General features: G+C 50.0%; 11 protein-coding genes. 8 read left to right on the forward strand and 3 right to left on the reverse strand.

All coding sequences use genetic code 11. The annotated features are described in order from the left end of the window. Positions 1–1,689, forward strand: a 1,689-nt coding sequence (locus tag VAE57_RS01860; RefSeq protein ID WP_322820217.1) for an ATP-binding protein, incomplete at its 5' end; no start/stop codon positions are given. A 91-nt stretch (positions 1,690–1,780) separates the two neighbouring features. On the opposite strand, the gene VAE57_RS01865 is transcribed toward VAE57_RS01860, so the two are convergent. The 3 genes from VAE57_RS01865 to VAE57_RS01875 form a co-directional block, all read right to left on the reverse strand. Further along, on the reverse strand, positions 1,781–2,584 hold the full coding sequence (locus tag VAE57_RS01865) for a DUF4058 family protein (RefSeq protein WP_322820218.1): 804 nt from the start codon (positions 2,582–2,584) through the stop codon (positions 1,781–1,783). A gap of 130 nt (positions 2,585–2,714) precedes the next feature. Continuing rightward, complete coding sequence (locus VAE57_RS01870; protein WP_322820219.1) at positions 2,715–4,205, reverse strand: ATP-binding protein; 1,491 nt, start codon at positions 4,203–4,205, stop codon at positions 2,715–2,717. Positions 4,206–4,217: 12 nt separating this feature from the next. Further along, positions 4,218–9,002: a tetratricopeptide repeat protein gene (locus VAE57_RS01875; protein ID WP_322820220.1), complete on the reverse strand. Its 4,785-nt coding sequence runs from the start codon at positions 9,000–9,002 to the stop codon at positions 4,218–4,220. Between the two features lie 238 nt (positions 9,003–9,240). On the opposite strand from VAE57_RS01875, the gene VAE57_RS01880 reads away from it, so the two are divergent. The 7 genes from VAE57_RS01880 to VAE57_RS01910 all read left to right on the forward strand — a co-directional run bounded on the left by VAE57_RS01880 (position 9,241) and on the right by VAE57_RS01910 (position 16,943). After that, positions 9,241–10,725, forward strand: coding sequence for an FGGY family carbohydrate kinase (locus VAE57_RS01880; protein ID WP_322820221.1), 1,485 nt, complete (start codon positions 9,241–9,243; stop codon positions 10,723–10,725). 149 nt (positions 10,726–10,874) lie between these two features. After that, positions 10,875–12,941, forward strand: a complete 2,067-nt coding sequence (locus VAE57_RS01885; protein WP_322820222.1) for a PQQ-binding-like beta-propeller repeat protein — start codon at positions 10,875–10,877, stop codon at positions 12,939–12,941. Positions 12,942–12,970: 29 nt separating this feature from the next. Continuing rightward, on the forward strand, positions 12,971–13,921 hold the full coding sequence (locus VAE57_RS01890) for a PP2C family protein-serine/threonine phosphatase (protein WP_322820223.1): 951 nt from the start codon (positions 12,971–12,973) through the stop codon (positions 13,919–13,921). A gap of 2 nt (positions 13,922–13,923) precedes the next feature. Continuing rightward, positions 13,924–15,180 (forward strand): vWA domain-containing protein, encoded by a 1,257-nt coding sequence (locus tag VAE57_RS01895; RefSeq protein ID WP_322820224.1) that lies wholly within the window; start codon positions 13,924–13,926, stop codon positions 15,178–15,180. 16 nt (positions 15,181–15,196) lie between these two features. Next, positions 15,197–15,718 (forward strand): FHA domain-containing protein, encoded by a 522-nt coding sequence (locus VAE57_RS01900; protein WP_322820225.1) that lies wholly within the window; start codon positions 15,197–15,199, stop codon positions 15,716–15,718. Between the two features lie 26 nt (positions 15,719–15,744). Continuing rightward, complete coding sequence (locus tag VAE57_RS01905) at positions 15,745–15,990, forward strand: hypothetical protein (RefSeq protein ID WP_012259644.1); 246 nt, start codon at positions 15,745–15,747, stop codon at positions 15,988–15,990. Continuing rightward, a complete protein-coding gene (locus tag VAE57_RS01910) occupies positions 15,987–16,943 on the forward strand; it encodes a formimidoylglutamase (protein WP_322820226.1) in 957 nt (318 codons plus the stop codon). The genes VAE57_RS01905 and VAE57_RS01910 overlap by 4 nt, the downstream gene beginning before the upstream one ends. Positions 16,944–16,980: the final 37 nt, after the last annotated feature.

Consider the following 16,980-nt stretch of genomic DNA (forward strand, 5'->3'; position numbering starts at 1 on the left):
AATACTTTCGATAGCGTAAAACTGTTCGTAGCGCGTGCGTGCCGGGTTTGGCCGGCATTTACGCTCAATGAAGCACACCTTGCTGCGATTGTTCAGATTTGTCGTCTGCTTGAAGGATTACCGTTGGGGATTGAACTGGCAGCTTCGTGGGTAGAGCAATTCACACCGATGGAGATTGCTGCTGCTATTGCAACAAACGTCGATATGCTTGCCACTACCTTCCAGGATTTTCCCGAGCGTCATCGCAGTGTGCGCACAACGTTTATCTATTCCTGGCGTCTACTTTCACCCGGTGAGCAGACGACATTAGCGCAGCTTGCTGTCTTTCAGGGCACGTGGAGCCGCGAGGTGGCGTTAAGGGTGACGCAGGCTTCGCTGGCGGATCTGGTTGCTCTGGTTCACAAATCGCTGGTGCAAGTCGTAGCCCCAGGACGCTATACACTGCACACGCTGGTGCGCCATCTGGCTGCTGAACAGTTAGTAGCGATGCCGACTATCGAGCAAGTAGCCCGTGATCGTCACTGCGCGTATTACAGCGAGCTATTGGCAGCTCACGAAACGTATCTGCGCGGTGATCATCAATCCACCGCGCTAACAACCCTGGATGCTGAACGTCCGAACATCCAGGTCGCCTGGGAGTGGGCAATTCAGACTGCAAGACGGGATGATTTGGCCCAGGCGGCACGCAGTCTTCACCTCTTCTACAAGTATCGTAATTACTTTCAAGAAGGTAAAGAACTCTTTGCCAGAGCAGTCGATAGCTCACGCTTATGGCCTGATACATCAGCATGGCAAAACCTACGGGGACGGTTAATGGTCTGTCTGGGAGATTTTGCGTTGCATTTGGGACAATATGCAGAAGCAGATCGTCTGCTTGAACAGAGCCTGACGTTGTTGCACGATGTTCCAGATGTAACAGGAGAGACGGCGTTAGACATTGCTCACGCAATGGCGTACCTGGCTCTGGTGAGAGAACGGCAGGGCGATTATACAGCGGCCAAAATAATATGTCAGGCAAGTCTTGATCGTTACCGGTTGCTCAATGATCGATCTGGCATGACAACGGCACTCCGTTCTATCGCCAGTGTTGCCGAAGGTCTGGCTCAGTATGCAGAGGCGGAAGGTCTGCTTCACGAGAGTCTGGCGCTTTCACAGGAGGTTGGTAATCGACGTGAGGCGGCACTCACACTCAACCTGCTTGGCATCGTAACCGAAATGCAGCAACGGTATACCGAAGCCTGTCACTATTACCGGCAAAGTCTGCAACTCTTCTCCGAGATTGGTGAACGCTGGGGGATGCATTTGCCCTTAGGTAATCTCGGCGATGTTGCATTCACCCTCGGCAACTATCAGGATGCCAAAAGCTACTATTGTGCTGCGTTGGAGCTGTTGCGGACAAGCTGGGCAGTACCGTACATGCTTATTCAGATTTATCGTATTGCTGCGGTACTGGCCGCAGAGGACCGGGCTGAACAGGCAGTCGAACTTTTGCAATTACCGCTCCACCATCCGGCCCTCGATCAGGCATTCCGCGAGCGGGCTGAAGCCCTCAATGCCAGCCTGACGGCAATGCTGCCACCAGATCGTCTGGCTGCGGCTCAGGTGCGTGGTCGCGGTCGATCTCTCGCACAGGTGGTGAACGCAATTGCCGACCTCATGCCATCCTTCGCTCACCAGGAGACCTCTTGAAAGTTCTATGTTCGTGGGATGCCTGAGCGAGGCGCTGCCGGTCATACTGCTACGCAGTGTTACAAGGGTTCTCCAATTGGTCAGCCTATCGTCACACCGTCCCTTCACGCAGCCCTTGCTGGCGCAAATATTCATCCACCCAGGCCGTCTCGTCGGCGGGAAGTGCGATGTCGGGATTAGCACGATAATCGATCAAATCAGCATATGCGCCGTGGTCGTAACAGCGATCAAAGACTGCCTGAAGGTCTAGCACAACATCGGGGTCTGGTGGACGCAGGGGGATCGCAATCCGGGGCAAACGCTGACGGATTGTGCGTAAGTAAACCTCAAACCGGTCACGATGTCCGGCACGGCTGACGCAGACCACATAGTGCCAGGGCCGAAACGGGGTCAGATAGGGTAGCGGAACGGCAACGGTATGCATCCCCTGGCGAAGCAAGTCGACCTCCACGAGATGCGTATCACTGGCGAGGACTTCTGCCTGCTTGCGTTGGTACACATCGTGCCCTTCACCAACGGTCTTGTTTGCCGGGCTGAGAATTTCGATAACGGTGACCACCTGCCCACCCTGAGCAAGGTCAATAAGCTCGATAAACGGCTCGCGGATAGGGTCTGCGGGTGCAATAATCACCAGTGGGGTGTCGGCTACCAGCACCGCAGTCCCGCCGCTCGTTGCCGGGATTGACACCGGTTGTCGTTGAGTCACGGTCACGTCCGGGTACACCGACCGTTGGGGTGGAATGACGTACAGCCGTTCCCCGATACGGGCGTGGTAGCGCGGGCGAAGCTGGGGCTGGAGGGTGTCTCTGATGTACGTAATCAGGCTTTGATGTACGTCATGCCAGAGGTCTGGCCGTTCCAGATAGGGGTCCATACCGGGAAATGGGCCTGGCATCCAGATGCCTCCTCTCCTGCTACTTGATGTGTTACGCGGATGATACCATGAATGAAGGTACCAGGGCTGAAAAAGAGCGTGTGGTTTGGTCATTGGACGAGACATAATGGGCAAAAGTAAAGCGGTGTATCTAATCTGAAGCTCTTAATATTTCAAGAATCTCCTCGCAGTACCCCTTTACAATCTGCTTCTCGTACTCGTATAGCGTCTGATCGCGATTATGAGCAAGAGGCGTTCTTATTTTGGCAAGCATTTGTGCACGCTGATCCCAATAGTTTTTATCTTTGCTAAAAATTGGTCTGAATACATCCCATTCAGCAAAGATAATATCAAACAAATCTTTAGGGTATGTGAAGTCGAGCAGATTCTGAGAGGCTCTGCTACCGAAGTTCTTGACCTCTTTTTGTTGTGCTTCTCGACATCTATCAAATATTGCTTTAAGAGAAGCCTTTGCTTTGCTTAAGGATTCTATCCAGTGTTCACCATATCGCTCAAGCATCTTTAATGTCACAACGTTACGTAGCGCAACTTCAGTTTCCCGCCACAGTGGCCAGAGATCCGTCTCGCGCTCCACCAGTTGCAAATAAGCTTGAAAGTGTGCAGAAAAAGCTGAGAAAGTTCCGGTTTCAGAAAGATGAATGAACCCATAACGTTGAAATTCCTCTATATCTGTTTGTTTAACATCTACGACCGGACCAAACAAAATCTGTAGTAATTTTTTCAAACTGTTATCCTCGCTTAGAATCGAGATCATATGCTGGTAATGGTCAGTTAGCGATTGCTCGATGCGATGAGCAGCCTGATCAGCATCCGCAATACCTGTTTCACGGAATTGTTCGACAATTTCATAACCAAGCATCTCTAGTAAATATGGATGATTACCACAATAAAAACGAATGCGTTCTTTCAACTCTGAGGTTAATTCGATGCCAACAGAGATAATACGGGCAAAATACTCCTCCATATCTTTATTATTGAACATGCCAAGATAGTATTTATAAAATATCAAGTCGAATGTGGAAATTGCTTTCGTCTGTAATTCAATATCTCGTAGTGAGCGACGAGATATTGTCACAAAGTTGATGCGCCATTCAGGTCGGTAAGAGAGTTCCCGTAACCCCTGAAACCCTGATATATCTCCTTTGAACAGATAACGTGCATGATCAAACTCATCAAGAATGAACAGGATTTGTATACCAGCCTGGCGAATTTTTTCAAAATACCTTTGAATCCGGACATACCCTTCAGTCCAGGATAACTCGTCGTGAAGGGCGCGCTGTGATGCCTGCGTAATCGCATCGGTCAGACATCCTGCCTCTTCCAATTCATCACGACTGCAGGTTACTAATGAGCGAAAAAAGAAAGGCGCTTGATCGAAAGTGCCAAGATTGATCCATATTGGAAATATGTTGCGAGCAATAAGTTCTTTTTTACGCTCCATGACAGCCTGGTATACCAGACTACTTTTACCAATGCGGTAATCACCAATAATCGCCAGATTGCCTGGTTCTTTTGGGCGAATGATTCGGTTTTCAACAACTTTCAGGCTGTCATGGCGACCAATAAACCGTTCACCACGTACAATACCCCCGTAATCAGCGAAAGGATTTTCAAAGTCCATAGGCTCTACACCTCATTGATTTGCAATAAGCCACTCTTTAAACAAACCTACTCGAAGCGAGTAATACTGTTCCCTTACACGCTCAATAACATCTCGCTTAACCAGATCTTCAAGAATAGTATCAAGTGGCGTGTGTGTTTGGCAGACAATACTGTTACGGTTACATGGTCCACCTGTCTTGCTATGTAAAGCAATAGCAGCAAGCACCTTGAGCGCATCATCATCGCTAATCGCATCTTCTGAAGTATCGCCCGAGCTAATCAAATTATCAAATTTATCTAGCGTTAGCGCATTGACACCTTTAATTAGCTCATCTTTCACTTGATCGACATCAGCCTCGGTGACTAAACTGGCACGTTTACGATTCATGTACTCGACGAGACGATTACAGAGAATCTGAATGTAAAAAGGACTACCGGCCGTCAGGTCAAGTATCCGATCTATGGCTCGTTCACGGTATCGACTCTCGCCAGACCGGCCTCCGATCCGAATCGGTTCATCGATCAACTTGATAGCATCTTCCCGCCGAAGATAGGTGACACGTTCATCCTGGGTAGTTCCGAATTCATTGGGAAAACGCTGCTTGAACTTAGGCATAACATCCTGACCGGCCAGCACTGCATGAAAATAGTTCTCTTGCAGCAGTGCTTTCCAGTTCATCATAAACGTTTCAGAAATCAACCCTCGCACAATATATTGATAAATATACGAAAATTCGTCTATAATTAGAACCAAACGTATATTGCGCCATTCTGGTAACTTTGCAGTAGTTCTTCGGAAACGTTCAAAGACATCCTTAAACAAGGATAATGGGCTTGGATGGTTAAAAAATGCCTGATCGCCAGGAAGATCAAGTTTTATCTCTGGTCGGCCTCTCTCTACTATTTCATCTTCGATAGTGTAGGCCAGCTTTTTCAAAATAGCCCAGAGAATTTGATAAAGGAAGGGTGTATTTGATTGTTCATCCAGAATGGAGCCGATGTTACCTACGTCAAGAATAAGTATATCTTTGTTCGATTGCAATCTGGTTTTAAGATGATACAAAATAGAAGACTTTCCTGCACGCTTCTGACCATAAATGATCACGCACTTACTTTGACGGTATGAGCTTTGCAAGGTTTTAGCAATATTAGCAATCAATTCATCTCGACCAAAAAACATGTCAGGGTTGCTGACAATCCCGCCTTCGGCATAAGCTGCGTAAGGGTTTTCGATTTCCTGGAATTCATGTTCTGTTCCCAATCGAATTGCAAAGCTCTGTATCTCAGTCTGAATGGTATCTCCTGTCCGTATTCGATATTTTGCATAGACGGGCAAGGAGAATGCTTGCGCGTGCAGCACGTCTTCTTCTACCAGAATCGGAACTTTGATAATACGTTGATCACCACCCCGTAAAGAACTGTACAAGGGAACAGTGAAAGAGTCCTCATATTCTTGAATAACCAATTCTAGCGACTCTGCTGGACTACATCCTACGCGATTACTGACCACTATTTGAACTTCTATTCGCCGATCCGTGTCAGGAGTATATGTTTCAACCGGTAAACGGAGCGTTATCTGCGGTGTGGAACTTATATAAAGATCGTCAAGTCTTGCCTTTATCTTCTTTTGGATTGTTTCAATGACAGCATACATCTCTTCAACCGATAGTTTGGTGGGGCTATTCTCAATCTCCTTCAGCAGATCTTGACAGCGGCTATCTATTTGAAGACAGAGACGCTCTTGCTCTTCAAATGTACTGTGTTTACATAAATCTAAGGATAGTTCGAGAATATTTCTGATTTGTTCGAGTCTTTGTTTGTCTAGATCAAGAAAAATGTGCTCTGTTAAGGTTTTGAGTCGCTCAATACTGTTCTCTAATGATGCGGGGTATATGTCTATATTGGAAAGAATGCGAATCTCATCTATCAAGAAACGGATCTTTTTTGAACGCTTTCGTTGATATTCATTCCATAAAGCTATAAATTCATCAATTTTTGTAAGGGAACCAGGAAGTGTAACGCCTTTTCGTTGCAGGAAATTTATAGAGAGTGCTTGTAAGGAGGAACGAGAGTAAAGGCTTCTTAGTATGCGCTCACCCGCGTACTTGCTTCGAAAAATTAAGTAGGAAATAGCGTCGAAGACTTTTTCACGTTGTGGGTGTTTTGAAATGACCTCTTCCAGAGCATCATCTATATACTGAAGCTGCTGCTTCAGTACAGAATCTTGTTCATTACTCTTAGGTGGGACTGTCGGAACTGAGTCTCGACCGAGCCATGAATATAAATAGCGAACAAGTGCATTTACTGCGTCTTGCTCATCATATTTGTCTTCGCCTTTTACAGGATTTCGGTACCCATCATATACTGCTAAAGACTCGGAATACAATTCTCGAGCTGAGTCCAGAGGTTTATTTTCGGTCAAAAATGAATCACCTTTAGATGAAAAGCTACGACATAAGTACTGATAGAACTGATTGGAATCATCTGATTCCGTAATCCGAGCTGCTGTAAGATAGTAATCCGCTCTTTCAGACGGTCGCCGTGTTCCCAATTGTCTTGCTATATCTTCCAGTCTTTCGATATCATGTCGCGCATCTCGCTTTGAACCAATATAAATCTTTCGACCATCATCACCTTTCCTTATCCTGTCTGGTGAGAGTCCACGATATTCGCACCGATTCAACAAGAACTCTGTAAATCTACTTCGTTCAACAATGAGTTCAGTTACTAAGGCATCCCTAACTATGGCATCAAAGCGAGCAAATTGTCCGGTTATTTGTGCTTGTTTGATTGCTTCCAAGAGTTCCAATGCCTGGGTTTCATGAGCGTTTGTCAATATCTGGTTTAATATACTTTTAGCCTCATCGTATCGCATTTGTTTGAAAAGACAGATAGCGATATTTCGTTGTGCTATTTTATTATCTGGCTGCATTTCAAGTACTTTGCGCAACGTTCGTTCTGCCTGCACATAATCTTCTTTTCGTAAATGGCAATTTGCGATCTGCCATAAGATTGCAGTCTTTTTACTTTCATTCATTGCTTGCGATAGTTTCCCCTCTAGCAAAGTAATTGCACTATCGTATTGACCAGCATTTTGATAGAAGCCAATAAGCATATTATCTACCGATTTTTGGTCGCGAATTTTTCGACGATACTGTTCTAAGACCCAAACAGCTTCTTCAGCTTTTCCTTGTTGAACCAATAGAGAAGCCAGATCCTTTATTGCGCTTTCGATATTATCACCTTTGTTGATGGCCTCTTGAAGTAGTCTGACAGCTTTTTCAAAATCTTTCTCAATTAATTGCGCACGCTTGGCGCGGGCATATGGATTTGTTCCTCTTGGTACCCCGCTTATTCTTGCATACTCGCGCCATTTTTCGTAATACTCTCTCGCAGAGGGGTAGTCAGGATTAAGGTCTATAACTTTCTTTATTTGCGCAATCGCTTTCGGATAATCACCCTCGTCAGCGAATTCGGTAGCACGGTTGAACATTTCATCAATAGTTCGGTAGAGTGTAACACCAATTGCTAACGGACCTTTTGGACCCTGTGCAACTTCAAACGTCACAGGAATTTGCTTCCCTGACGTGAAGTCTTTTAGGCGATTGAGTAGATCGTCATCTGAAACCGCACTGCGATGGAAGAAGTATTCTACACCATCTGTTCCTTTCAAAAAGCCAAATTTCTGATAAGGATTGTATTTATAAACATATCCTTGTGGTTGGTGATGAATATTTCGCTGATTGGTTTCTATTATTCTCTGTGAAGAGAGTTGGGTAATCCTGTCCTGATAACCGCTATCAGGTTTCATATCCAGGTAATTGAGCGCTTCCTTAACCAGATCAAATTGCTTATCACCATTTTGTTGTCTTTGGATCAGTGTAGTGGCGATCTTTTCATTATTGATAGAAATTAATATGTAGATGCTTGTCTTGAAAAGAATTTCATGTTCCTTATCAGAAAATTTTTTACCTCTACTCTCGATTAGATTCTTCAAGGCTCTGTAGTTAGAATATTTTTGTATTAGTTTCACATAGAAAAACCATGCTGTAGTTTCTCCTTCGAGAGCGGAAGAATAGAAAAAGTGTTCCAAAGCATAACAGGTAAGTTCTTCTTCTTGAAGTAATCCGGCTAGAACGGCCAGATTATACCAATCCCTTGCGTAATTGGAATGGAATGCTAGTTGATAGTACAATTCAAAGGCTTCTCGATAATTTCTTGAATACCAGTAGAGATATCCAAGAAGTCTTCTTGTGGTGAATAAACCTGGGAATCGATCAACAAGGGTTTGAAGCTCGTTGATAATGGATTGAATTCTTCCAAATTTTGGATCTAGCTCATTGATTTTATTTGCATATTTGTATTTATTTTCTATGCGATCCCATGCTGTCTTAATAATTTCTTTTTGCTGAATATCTTTTATCTCATCCAAAGGTAATGTAAAATCTGGAGTATGAAATGATATGGTTGAATTTTGAATTTGTTCTTCAATTGAAGATTTGATCTTTTGTGGCTCATCATCATCTTTTTTTGTTTCAATGGGTTTTGAAGATGAAACTGGTGATGCGACAGAATTGTCAATTTTTGAAGGCGAAGAATCTGCGCTTTTTACTAATGGTTGTATTTGCTTGACGCGATAACCACTGATTGAGTCAAGAAAGATGGTAATAATCTCCTCATCACGATTTATCGTTATATGATCAGTGCCAATTTCGGTAATAACTCCTGTGAACTCCTTTCCCGTTTTTAGTTCGAGGGTAATTGTATCACCGAGAGAAGCCTGTCTTTGAATGATTTGACTAATTGTCTGACTCATAGGTGTCACCAGAATATTCAATTCGTCCAAGTGGATGAAGTGTACTCTTTGATAGAATCTCTCCCTCGCCGTGGTGCCGGGCAGAGGTTTTCGTGTTTAAGAGAATACTAACAGTCAATATAGCTCATGGTAACGCATTCCTTGATAGAAAGCAATGGGTTTGATCAGGGTATCCTTCCTTGCTCGTCAATTTGCTATAATACTCCCCATGTGTTCTTGCGATAGATGAGGCCAGTCTGTGTGTAAGCGCTATCTTCTCGCGATTGATCAGGGTGGTAGTGGCAGTCGGGCAGTGATTTACGATCCCGATGGCCAGGTGCGTGGTTATGGCTATCGGTCTGTAGGGCGCGTATATCCACAACCGGGATGGGTCGAGCAGCGTCCGGCAGCCATTGCGCGCAGTGTCGCTGAAGCAATTCAGGAAGCGTTAGGGCGGGCTGGTGTGCGCGGGAGCGAACTACTGGCCTGCGGGATTACCTCACAGCGCGATACAGTCTTTGCCTGGCACGCGACCAGTGGCAGACCAATTGGGAATGCCATTACCTGGCAAGACTTGCGCACGGCACCAATGGTTGCAGCGTTAGATCAGACTCCATTAGGACCGCAGCGCCGCGAGCGGTTGGGCCAGTTTCCCGGTGCGTATGCCGGGGCAATGCATATGGCCTGGCGGATGCAACACGATGCAGCCTTTCGTCGTGCTGCTGAACGTGGGGTGTTGCGCGTGTCGCTGGCCGCAGGTTGGATCGTGCGGGCGCTTGGTCGACCCTGCGAGCATGCGCTTGATCATTCGCTGTTGCAGGCTATGACAGTCTACGATCCACGCCGACGTGCGCTGTGGGATGAATGGATCGATGCCTTGAATCTGCCGCGTGCGGCGTTACCGGTTGCTCGTCCAACAATCCATCATTTTGGCGATCTGGTTGTGGATGGGGCGATGGTGCCGGTGCTGGCGATGATTACCGATCAACAATCGGCGTTGTTTGGTTACGATTGTCGTGCACCGGGCCAGGCAGTGGCGACGCACGGGACAGCATCATTTGTGAATGCGGTGATTGGTTCCTCGCCACCGCCCCAGGGCATCTGTAAGACTTACCTGGCCTGGGAGATTGCAGGTGTGGCAACCTATGCTCTCGAAGCCGATATGACAACGACCGGCGCGGCTGCGAACTGGCTACGTGAACTTGGTCTGGTGCGACGGGTGACCGATCTCGACCGTCATGCTGGCCGGGTTGCGGATAGTGGTGGGGTCGTGTTTGTGCCGGCGCTGAATGGGTTAGGCGTGCCCAGTGAAGACCGGAGCGCTCGTGGTGCTATCTTTGGGCTGGCATTGGGGGTAGATGTCGGTCATATTGCCCGGGCATTCTACGAAGCCATCGGCTTTCAGTTGGTTGACATTCTGGCGACGATGCAGACCGAAGCCGGGATTACCGTAGAAGAGTTGCGCGTAGGGGGTGGTCTGGCTGCCAGTGATCTGGTCTGCCAGATTCAAGCTGATCTGAGCGGGGTTACCCTGGTGCGAGCGGCTGATACCGAAACGACTGCACGCGGTGTGGCATTGCTGGCCGGGATTGGGGCGGGGGTCTGGTCGCAAGAATCGCTACCGCCCCTGCTTGATGAGCGTACTCGGCGTTTTGTGCCGCGTCTTTCACCTGCCGAGCGATCTGCGCACTATGAGCGGTGGCAGCAGGCTCTGGAGCGGGTGCGCGGATGGGTGAAGGTGTAGGCGACGTTCAGCGCCGAAAACTATCTTGTGTCACATGTCAATTTCGTGCCTGATAGCGGTTGCTGAAGCTGCCAACACCTTCTATAATAGAGGAACGATTGCAACAATGTTACCGTAATCGCATGCACTACCATTGGGTGAGGTGATTCATGGGTTTGATCAAACGGGTCGGTACCAAAGCTGTCAATGCCCAACCTGCCGATACCGGCGCTCCTGCTGAGGAAGGGACGCGCCAGATCAGCCCTGCTGCTCACCCTGCGGCGGCAGATGAGGGCACACGCCAGATCAGTCCTGCTGCTCACCCTGCGGCGGCAGATGAGGGCACACGCCAGATTGAAGCCCGACCGGCCAGCCAGTCAGCACCGGCTATACCGACAATGCTCAGCCCCGGTACACTGTTGCAGGGGCGTTATCAGGTTGAGGCTCCGGTTGGGATTGGTGGTATGAGCGTGGTGTATCGCGGACGCGATCTACGCTTTAAGGATGTCGTCCGCTACTGCGCGATTAAAGAAATGGCGCAAAGCGCCCCCGATTCGCAGACCCGTTTGCTAAACCTGAAGAACTTTCAGCGTGAAGCTGGTTTGCTGGCGACCCTGCAACATCCGGCCATTCCCAAGGTGTATGACTTTTTTGAAGAGAATGGTAAAGTCTACCTCGTGCTGGAATTTATTCCGGGAAAAGACCTGGAGACGGTGCTGGAGGAGCACGGTAAACCGCTTGATGAAGCGCGGGTCGCCCGCTGGGCACTGCAAATCTGTGATGTGCTCTCATATTTACATAATCATAAACCAGAACCGATTGTCTTCCGTGATATGAAGCCATCGAATGTGATGGTGGTCGGTGATGATCGAATTGTGTTGATTGACTTTGGGATTGCCCGTCATCTTAATCGGAGCGACCGCAAAGGGACGATGATTGGTACCGAGGGCTATTCACCGCCTGAGCAGTACCGTGGAGTTGCTGAGCCGGTTGGTGATATTTATGCGTTGGGTGCTACTCTGCACCATTTGCTGACGAATACTGATCCTCGTCTCGAGACACCCTTTACGTTTCAAGAGCGTCCGATCCGCCAGATCAACCCAACCGTTTCACCAGAAATGGAAGCGGTAGTGGCGCGTGCGCTTGAGTATGATATGGCAGCACGCTGGCAGAGTGCGGAAGAGTTTCGCCAGGCGTTGTTGACGGTGCCTTCACTGGCCGGGACCGGTACGGCTAAGTCAACGGTATCAGCGCCGGCTGTCCTCAAGGGTGCGCAGACTACCGAGCTGGTCTGGCGGTTTAAGTTTGAAGATGAAGTGCGTTCGTCGCCTTTTGTCAGCGGCGGTTTAGTATTTGTTGGCTGTTACGATACCAACATTTACGCACTCGATGCAACACGCGGTGAGTTTCGCTGGAAATATGCGACCGAGGGTGGGATTAGTTCATCGCCAGCAGTCTGGCAGGATATGGTGTACATCGGCTCAGAAGACGGTACACTTTACGCCCTCGATATGCGGCGCGGTGGTGTGCGTTGGACGTTTCGGACCGGCAAGGCGATCCGCTCCTCACCCCGGATTGATGATCGGGTGATCTTTGTTGGCTCCGATGATCAGCATGTCTATGCCATTGATGGTCTGCGTGGTACGTTGATCTGGAAATACCGCACCTGGAACCCCATTCGCTCGTCTGCCTGCATCAATGGTGCTTCGGTCTTTATTGGCGGTGACGACGGGAATGTCTACTGTCTTGATAGCCGTACCGGTTCGGTGAAATGGAAACAGCGGACACAACAGCCGGTACGTTCATCGCCGGCGTACAGTGATGGCCTGGTCTTCGTTGGTTCACTTGATCAGAACCTGTACGCCCTTGATGCCGAAGGTGGCTGGCCGGCCTGGCGCTTCCGTACCGGCCATTACATCAATTCATCGCCCTTTGTGGTTGGGACGCGGGTCTTTGTGGGTGGTGTCGATGGCGTGATGTACGCACTTGACACCAAAAATGGCCGCCTGGTCTGGAAGTATGAAGTTGGGAGTCAGATCACATCCTCGCCACGAGTAGAAGGTGGTCGACTCTATTTTGGTGCGGTTGATCAGGCTGTCTATTGTCTTGATGCCGGTAGTGGGCAGTTGATCTGGAAATATCCAACCGAAGGGGCGATTGTCTCAACCCCGATGATTGTCAATGGCATTGTCTACATCGGTTCCATGGATCATCATCTCTACGCTTTGAAAGCGTAAGTTCGATAGAGCGAAGGGAATTGGGGCTTATGTCGGATGAAACAACTCCTGCACCGGACGAAACGCCGACCGAACCGTTAAGTCAGGCCGACATTGAAGCTGAACGCCAACGGCAGCAGGGACTGACGCCACCAGAAGAGGATGGCACCCGCAAGATTGGGCAAGATTATCAACCAGCACTGACGCTACGTCGTTCGGCGCAGGGGTTTGCCGCTGCTGCTTTACGTGACATTGGCCGTGTGCGTGAAGCAAATCAGGACTGTGCGCTGGCTACGATTATGACCCTGCCCCGAGAGGGAAGTGATGTCGCCGTTGGCCTATTCATCGTCGCTGATGGTATGGGAGGCCATCAGGGCGGTGAAGTGGCCAGCCGACTGGCAGTGCAGACGGTGTTTACCAGTGTACTTGAGCGGCTGGTGCTGCCGGTGATTGAAGATGGTTTGATCGAAGCGTTGCAGCCGTTGATGATTGAGGCTGTGCAGGAGGCAAACGCGGCGATCTGGCGGGAAGCCCAGGCGACCGGTTCTGATATGGGTACCACCTGTACTGCTGCGCTGGTGATTGGGAACGGCCTGTACATCGCTCATGTCGGTGACTCTCGGTGCTACGTGTACGAGCCGGGTGGATTGCGTCTGCTTACAACCGATCACTCGACGGTGGGGCGTCTGATTGCATTAGGGCAGCTCGACCCGGAAGAGGCGCGCGATCATCCCCTGCGTAATCAGCTTTACCGTACTGTCGGGCAACAACCGCAGATAGCAGTGGATTTTGTCTACCACCAGTTGACCAACTGTTCGCATCTGGTTCTCTGTAGTGATGGCCTGTGGAGTCTAGTAGAGGAACAGGCTATCGAGCAAGCGCTACGTCATAGTCCCTGGCCACACGATGTCTGTCGAGAGTTGATTGCGCTGGCCAATCTGGCTGGCGGCGACGATAATATCTCGGCGGTGGTTGTTTCGCTGCCGCTCGATGAGGCATAGCTATGAGTAAGGTTGACCTGCGCATCACGCCCAGTCGAAGTGTCTTACCGGCCAGTCAAGAGCCGCAGTTGCTCTATGCCCTTGTCGAGCTGTCAGCGCAAAGCGGTGCGACTAAAATGCCGCGCCTGCCGCTCAACCTGTGCCTGGTCATCGACCGCAGTTCATCAATGCGCGGTGAGCGCCTCCAGCAGGTCAAGCAGGCAGCGATGCAAATCCTCGATCTGCTGGGTGATCACGAGAGCTTTGCACTGGTCACTTTCAATGACCGCGCTGAAGTTGTGGTCTCAGCGCAACTGGCGCGTGCACGGGCCGAGATTAAACGCCAGATCAGTGCGATTGAAGCTGCGGGTGGCACCGAGATGGCAACTGGACTGGCACTTGGTGTGCAGGAATTACAACGAGCGATGATGCCGCGGGCCGTTCATCGCCTGCTCCTCCTCACGGATGGCCGTACCTACGGCGATGAGGGGCGCTGTGTAGAGATTGCCCGTCGTGCGCAATCACGGGGCATCGGGATTACGGCTCTCGGCATTGGAAGCGAGTGGAACGAAGATTTGCTCGAAACCATTGCGGCCCGTGAGAATAGTCGTACTCACTACATCACCTCGGCAGCGGAAATTACCAAAATCTTTACTGCTGAAGTTGAGCGGATGCACAGTATCTTTGCGCAGGATGTCCATTTACGAGCCACCCTTCCCCCCCAGGCCTTACTCCGCTCGCTTGATCGTGTGCGTCCGTACATCGGGCCAGTGCCGGTTATTGAAGAGGCCGATTTTATCTGGACGGCAGCATTGGGCGATTGGCCCGAAAATGATGTACAGGTGTTACTAATGGAGGTGGTTGTTCCGCCGTTGCCGGTTGGCCGCCATACGCTGCTTCGTCTTGGCCTGCGCTATCGCACACCGGGGAGTGATGGGGCGACTGCAAGTCATGAACAAGTTCTCACAGTTACAACTCGTGATCCTGATGAAGTCAGTGATGAAGTTGATCCAACAGTGAAACACTGGCTGGAACGGTTGGTGGCCTATCGGCTTCAGGCCAGTGCCTGGCAGGCAGTCGAAGAGGGAAAGCTCGAAGAAGCAACTCGACGATTGCAAATGGCCGGTACGCGGCTGTTTGAAGCAGGTGAAATTGATCTGGCCCGTACTGTGCAGGAAGAAGCAACCCGACTGTTGCGTTCCGGTCAGGCAAGTGCAGAAGGTCGCAAGCGGATTAAATACGGTACACGTGGCCTGATTGGGCGCGAAGGGCAATCGTAGTCTGGAGTGATGACCAATGGTGATTTGCAGCCACTGTCAGGCGCAACAACTCGATGGTACTATCTTCTGTACGGTCTGTGGTGCCAGTCTACTCCATGCTAAACCTGCTCGCCAGACCACAGCCTCTCTAAATCGTGCGGCTGCTGAAGTTTCCCAACTGGACGGTGACGAGGCTACCATCGTGCCGGCACCGGCCACGGAGACCGAAAGCGCAACAGTTGCCCTGGTGGTCTTGAGTTCAGGACGGCGTATCGTTTTGCCGGTTACGCCTGAGCTGGTGATCGGGCGCAAAGATCAACAACGAAATTTTTTTCCCGATGTTGATTTGAGTCTCGATGGGGGCTACGATGCCGGTGTTTCGCGCCGTCATGCCCGTATTGTCTGTCGCAATGGCAGCTATGTGCTCGAAGACCTGGGCAGTTCCAACGGAACATTTTTGAATCGCCAACGGGTGTCACCGGATCGCCCGATGCCGCTGCACCATGGTGATGAAATACAGTTCGGTATGCTACTGGTGCGATTTGAAACAAACGGATAAGACATATCCTTTGCGGAGGCTTCTGTATGCCGAAAACAGTCATTCTTCATCTTACCGGCGAAGATCCGCTGCTGGCCGATATTGATCAAGAGCCGCAGCCCGGCGATCTCTTCATAAAAGTGACAAATATGCGCAAACGTGATGGCAAGCCGGTGCCGTATCTGGCTGCCGGTGTGCAGGCCGTGATCTTCCCCTGGCATCGTATCACCTTCATCGAGTTGATGCCGAGTGAAGAAGAACGCAGCCAGGTTATCGATTTCTTCCGCCAGTGAACGCACAATGGTCACATCTACATCCTCCGGCGAGTGATCTCTTCTATCGTCGTGATGATCCGAACGACCAACGTCTGGGTGAATTGGTCATTCCCGGTGTGGTCGGGTATGACGCCGCTCAGGTCGTGATACTCGGCTGTCCGCAGGACATCGGTGTACAGCGTAACCGTGGTCGGCCCGGAGCTGCACAGGGGCCGACTGCAATTCGACGTTGTCTATACCGCCTGGGTATTGCCGGATTGCAATATCTTACGATCTGCGATCTTGGTGATGTAGATACCACCGACGACCTCGAAACGATTCATGCGCGTCAACAGGCTCTGGTAGCACGTATTATTGCCGATGGAAAGTTACTCATTTCGCTTGGCGGGGGGAATGACATCAGCTTTCCCGATATGGCGGCGATGGCAACGGTGGCCCCACCGCCGCCGCTGGCAATTAATATCGATGCGCATTACGACGTGCGGGCCGATCAACCGGCAAATAGCGGTACCCCCTATCGGCAACTGATTGAAGCAGGTTTGATTGCACCGCAACGCTATTGGGTATTTGGTACGCAGCTCTTCGCGAACGCACCTGCGTATACCGAATACCTGCGTACACGAGGCGCGACGATCATCGAGCTGAGTACTGCTCGCCGCTACGGAGTCGTCGATACAATGCGGTCTCTGCTAGAGGTGAGCGATGCCGGGAGTATCGGCTGGGGTTTTGATCTCGATGTGGTACAGGTTGCCGAGGCTCCTGGCGTCAGCGCCCCCAACCCGCTCGGTATGCGCGGTGATGAACTGGTTGCGCTGGCAACGCTTGCCGGTGCTGAGCCACGCACACGCCTGATCGAATTCAGTGAACTCAATCCTCAATACGATATTGATGATCGTACTGCTCGCCTGGCGGCAGTTGCGATCTGGCACGCTCTGGTAGCCTTTGCGTTTCATCGTGGAGGAAGACGTTAATATTTGTTGCGTTTTTGCCCGCCGGTCACGTCTTTCT

It is taken from the genome of Chloroflexus sp. (assembly GCF_034434295.1).
Lineage (GTDB): Bacteria > Chloroflexota > Chloroflexia > Chloroflexales > Chloroflexaceae > Chloroflexus.